This window comes from Pseudomonas sp. XP1, assembly GCF_053557675.1.
Window position 1 is genome coordinate 154,548 of record NZ_JBNRIJ010000009.1, and the last position, 4,532, is coordinate 159,079.

Here is a 4,532-nt window from a genome sequence, read left to right on the forward strand (position 1 = left end):
ACTGCTTGCCACTGAACGCCGACTGCACATACTCACGGTCGAACAGGTTGTTCAACTGCAACCCCAGCCGCACATCCGGCAACACCTGCCAGCCGATGTCGGCATCGACCACGGTGTAGCCGGGGGCGCTTTGGGTGTTGGCGGTATCGGCATATCGTTCGTCCACATAACGCGCGCCAATGCCGGCCTCCAGCCGCTGGCCGAAGCCTTTGCTCAGCCACAGGTTGGCGGTACGCCGCGGGACATTGGCCGGGTGATTGCCCGCACGGTCCTGCGCCACGGCGCCAACCATTTCGTCGAAGTCGTCGTACCTTGCGCGCACGATCGCCGCGTTGGCCGACACCTGCCACTGGTGCGCCAGCGCCAGTTCCAGGGTTGCCTCCAGGCCGTCGGACGTCTGCTGGCCAGCCTGCTGCTTCTCGTGCGTGATCGGGTCATCCACCAGCAGCTTCTTCTTGACGATGTGGTAGGCCGCCAATGTCCATTCGCCACGCCCCTCCCAGAAGCGCTGCTTCAGCCCCACCTCGGTCTGTCTGGCCTCGGTCAGGTCGTAGTGCATCTGGTTGGCGCTGAGGCTGATGAGGTTGTTGACCCCGTCCTCGCTGGTGGAGTACTGGCCATACAGCGACAGGTCGTCGCTGACTGCAAACACCAGCCCGGCACGCCAGTTGCCCCCTTGCAGGCTGCGGTCGCTGCGGCTGTCGGTGGTCAGTTTCTCCTGGACGATGTGGTTCTGGTCGCGGCGCACGCCGGTGATCAGTGACAGCCGATCGCTCAACTGCAGGCGGTTTTCGGCGAACAGGGCAAAGGTGTGGGTGGTGGACAGGGTTTGCGGGCGCAGCGGCGAGGCGCTGTGAAACCAACCCGGTTGCGGCTGCCATGGGTCGATGTAGTCACTGCCTGCATCGTTGTAGGGTGCGTTGCTGTCGACGTTGAAGCGGACTTTGTTGTACTCGGCGCCGACCACGGTCTTGCTGGCCAGGCCAAACAGCCTGTGGTCGAGGGTGAATGCCTGGCGATCGCCGAACTGTTCCTGGTTGTGCTTGATCTGCAGGTAGCTGCCGCGCAGCAGCTGCTGGTGCCCGGTATCCCAGCTGTAGTCCTCGGCGTTGCGCCAGTGACGGCGGCTCTTGATGTAGTACAGCTGGTTGCTGGCGCTCAGGTGGTCGTTCAAAGCCCAGTCGGTGTTCAGGCGGGTCCATTCATCGACGTAATGCTGCACGTCGTCCTGCACGTTGTAGTTCTTCTTGCGCAGGCTGCTGCGGTAGTGGCCGTCGATCAGCGGGGTGCCGTAGTAGTTGGCAGGCTGCGCATCGCCGCGGTCGTGGGCGAGGGTGAAGCTGAGGTCGTCGCTGGCGTCGAAGCGCAGCGCGGCGCTCAGCGCCAGGCTGCGGGACGGGGTGCGGTCGACCCAACCGTTACCGGTTTGCTGGTTCAGGGCCAGGCGGTAGCTCAGGCGCTCGCCGAGGCTGCCGCCGCTGTCCAGGCCGAGCTGCTGGCGGTCCCACGAACCGTAGCCCAGGCGCAGGTGGTTGCGTACCTCGCCGGCAAACGGCTTCTTCGGGACCACGTTGACCACCGCACCGGTGGCGCCTTCGCCATAAAGCACCGAGGCCGGGCCGCGAATCACATCGATGCGCTCGACCATCCATGGGTCGACCGGGAACGTCTGGGTGCCGGCACCGGTGTAAAGGCGGGCCCCGTCGAACAGTGTCATCACCGAGTTGTGCCCGGTAAAGCCGCGGGCGGACAGGCCCGTGCCGCCGTCGCCCGGGGAGCCGATGTAGCTGATGCCCGGTGAGCGGGTCACCGCGTCCTGTACGGTGAAGTTGTTGCGCTGCTGGATCTGCTTGGCGCTGATGCTGCTGGTGCTGGCCGGTGTCTCCAGGGCGCTGAGGCCAAGACGCGAGCCAGCCTGGGTCGGCGTGGCCAGGTCGATGGCGTAGCTGTCGAGGGTGTCAGTGATGGCCGTGGAGGGCAGGGCCAGTGGCTGTCGGTCGAGGTCATCGGCCAGTGCCGGCAGGGAAACGGCCAGGCAGGCCGCCAGAGGGTGAAGCTTGAAGATACGGGACATGTCGTTCCACTACTGCAGGAATGAATGGATCCCGGTGGAAAACACGCAAAGGCGCACCGTGCACACAGACGCGCGCACGGATACCGGCCTGCGCCCGCCCACCGCGGGTTGCCAAGTGAAGCTTCAGGCCGGTCTCCGGGCTTGCGAGGGGCATGAAACCTTCACCTTCCCATGCAGGTGCACAGTGGTATCTCGAAGGGTTCGCTCGCTTACCGTTGCGGGGGCAGCGCCGGACTTGTCGTGGGCAACACGACGCACCGGCTTCCCGTTTCACCCTGCGCGCGGCGGCGCAGGGCACCTGAAACTGGCGGGCATATGACCATTGAAACGCGGGAGGCGTCAAATCCGCCTGCTACCAATGAAACAACTCTCGTCGCGCCCCCTCGGTAATTGCCACGATCCCCGGGTGCTTGACCTTGCGCTCTACCGAAATGGCATAGAACGACTCGTGCACTGCCTCGGTCTGCCCGATCAGCTCCACGCCGTATTGGCGGCATACCTCCTCGGCGATCACGCTGGGCGCGACGAAGATGCCGCTGCCCGACTGCCCGAACGCCTGCATCAAGGCACTGTCATCGAATTCGCCAACGATCCGTGGCTGCACCTGTTGCTCACCCAGCCAGCGCAGCAGGCGGCTGCGTACCACGGTTTCCTGCCCGGGGATGAGCAATGGCGCATCCTGCAGGCAGGCGGGGAAGGGGCCTTCCAGGCGTTGTGCCAGCGCCGGAGTGGCGAAGAAGCTCAGCCCGCACTCGCCCAGTTTCTGGCTATAACCCTTGATGTCCAGGTGGCTGGGCATGGGGCTGTCGGAAATCACCAGGTCCAGGCGCTGGATCGCCAGGTCCGCCAGCAGCCGTTCGAGCTTGTCTTCGCGGCAGTTGATACGCAGCACGTCGTCCAGCTCCATGGTCGGTGCCAGCAGGCGGTAGACGATGGACTTTGGCACCACGTCCGCCACGCCCACGCGGAACAGGATCTGCTCCTGCGGGCCGGCCCGCAGCATGGCCTCCAGCTCGCTACCCAACTGGAACATCTGTTCGGCATAGATCAGCGTCTGGCGCCCTGTTTCGGTCAGCTCCAGCTGGCGCCCCACGCGCTGGAACAACTCCAGGCCGTATGTCTGTTCGAACAAGCTGATTTGCCCGCTGATGGTTTGCGGGGTCAGGTTCAACTGTTCGCTGGCGCGGGCGATGCTGCCGGTCTTGGCCACGGCCCAGAAGTAGTGCAACTGCCGATAGTTGAGCATCGGTATGTTTCCGGATTCGTAAAAACCGAAGTATAACCGCTGAAAATACGAATTTTCCGGATGTGTTGCGCTCTTTAGAATGCGACTCCATCAGCGCCGTGTGCGCCGCAGGAACATGAAAAGCGAGGAACCCATGCTGCAACTAAAATCCATCGGTACGCCGCTGGTGCTGGCTTTGGCCCTGTTCACCCTGGCCGGTTGCGAGCAGGCCGAGAAATCCGCCCAGCAGATGCTCGACCAGGCCGCGCAGTCGGCCAAGCAGGCCATCGACGACACCAACAAGGCCGCACAGCAGGCGTTGAGCGAGGCCATCGGCAGCGAAGGGCACAAGCCCAAGGACGCCGACAAGAAAGAAGACACCCAGGAAATCTGACCCCCAACCGCTGCTGCAGGATTTGAACAATGGAATACTTGCTGGAACTCGTCGCTAGCCCTACCGCCTGGGTTGCCCTGGCTACGCTGGTGGCCATGGAAGTCGTGCTGGGCATCGACAACCTGATCTTCATCTCCATCCTGACCAACAAGCTGCCGGTGGAGTACCGCTCCAAGGCGCGCCGTATCGGTATCAGCATGGCCTTGGTCATGCGCCTGGCCTTGCTCAGCACGGTGGCTTGGATCGTCCAGCTGACCGACCCGGTGTTCGAAGTGTTCGGCAATGCCTTCTCCTGGAAGGACGTGATCCTGATTGCCGGTGGCCTGTTCCTGCTGTGGAAGGCGACCAAGGAAATCCACGAGAACGTCGACCCGCACGGGGCCAAGGAAGAAGCCAAGGTGTCGTCGACGGTTACCCTGGGCTTTGCCGCGGCGATCTTCCAGATCCTGTTGCTGGACATCGTCTTCTCGGTCGACAGCATCATCACCGCCGTGGGCATGACCGAACACCTGCCGATCATGATCATTGCCGTTATCACTGCCGTGATCGTCATGATGGTAGCCGCCGACCCGTTGGCCAACTTCATCAACGACAACCCGACCGTGGTGATGTTGGCCCTGGGCTTCCTGATCATGATCGGCATGACGCTGATCGCCGAAGGTTTCGGCGCCCATGTACCGAAGGGTTATGTGTACGCGGCCATGGCTTTCTCGACGGCGATCGAGATCCTCAACATCCTGGCCCGTCGGGCGCGGTTGAAGCGTGAGGCGGCTGAAGGTTGATGCAAGAAAAGCGGGGCGCTTGCGCCCCGTTCGCGGGCTTGCCCCCGCCCCCCCCGG

4 protein-coding genes and 1 riboswitch are annotated in these 4,532 nt (G+C 63.4%); of the genes, 2 read left to right on the forward strand and 2 right to left on the reverse strand.

Annotated features, from left to right (window positions below; all coding sequences use genetic code 11):
* Positions 1-2,074, reverse strand: a 2,074-nt coding sequence (locus ACK1U9_RS11140) for a TonB-dependent receptor (protein ID WP_449109899.1), incomplete at its 3' end; no start/stop codon positions are given.
* Between the two features lie 109 nt (positions 2,075-2,183).
* Positions 2,184-2,391, reverse strand: a riboswitch (cobalamin riboswitch).
* A 35-nt stretch (positions 2,392-2,426) separates the two neighbouring features.
* Positions 2,427-3,320, reverse strand: coding sequence for a transcriptional activator NhaR (gene nhaR / locus ACK1U9_RS11145; RefSeq protein WP_015269780.1), 894 nt, complete (start codon positions 3,318-3,320; stop codon positions 2,427-2,429).
* A 133-nt stretch (positions 3,321-3,453) separates the two neighbouring features.
* Between nhaR and ACK1U9_RS11150 the strand changes: the two genes are divergently transcribed.
* Both ACK1U9_RS11150 and ACK1U9_RS11155 read left to right on the forward strand, forming a co-directional pair.
* On the forward strand, positions 3,454-3,693 hold the full coding sequence (locus tag ACK1U9_RS11150) for a hypothetical protein (protein WP_025338519.1): 240 nt from the start codon (positions 3,454-3,456) through the stop codon (positions 3,691-3,693).
* A gap of 29 nt (positions 3,694-3,722) precedes the next feature.
* Positions 3,723-4,475: a TerC family protein gene (locus tag ACK1U9_RS11155; protein ID WP_003260907.1), complete on the forward strand. Its 753-nt coding sequence runs from the start codon at positions 3,723-3,725 to the stop codon at positions 4,473-4,475.
* Positions 4,476-4,532 lie beyond the last annotated feature (57 nt).

What these genes read in the sequence shown, in the direction of transcription:
- ACK1U9_RS11155 (WP_003260907.1), top strand. Translation starts at nt 3,723, where the DNA reads ATGGAATACTTGCTGGAACTCGTCGCTAGCCCTACCGCCTGGGTTGCC.
- nhaR (WP_015269780.1), bottom strand. Translation starts at nt 3,320, where the DNA reads ATGCTCAACTATCGGCAGTTGCACTACTTCTGGGCCGTGGCCAAGACC.
- ACK1U9_RS11150 (WP_025338519.1), top strand. Translation starts at nt 3,454, where the DNA reads ATGCTGCAACTAAAATCCATCGGTACGCCGCTGGTGCTGGCTTTGGCC.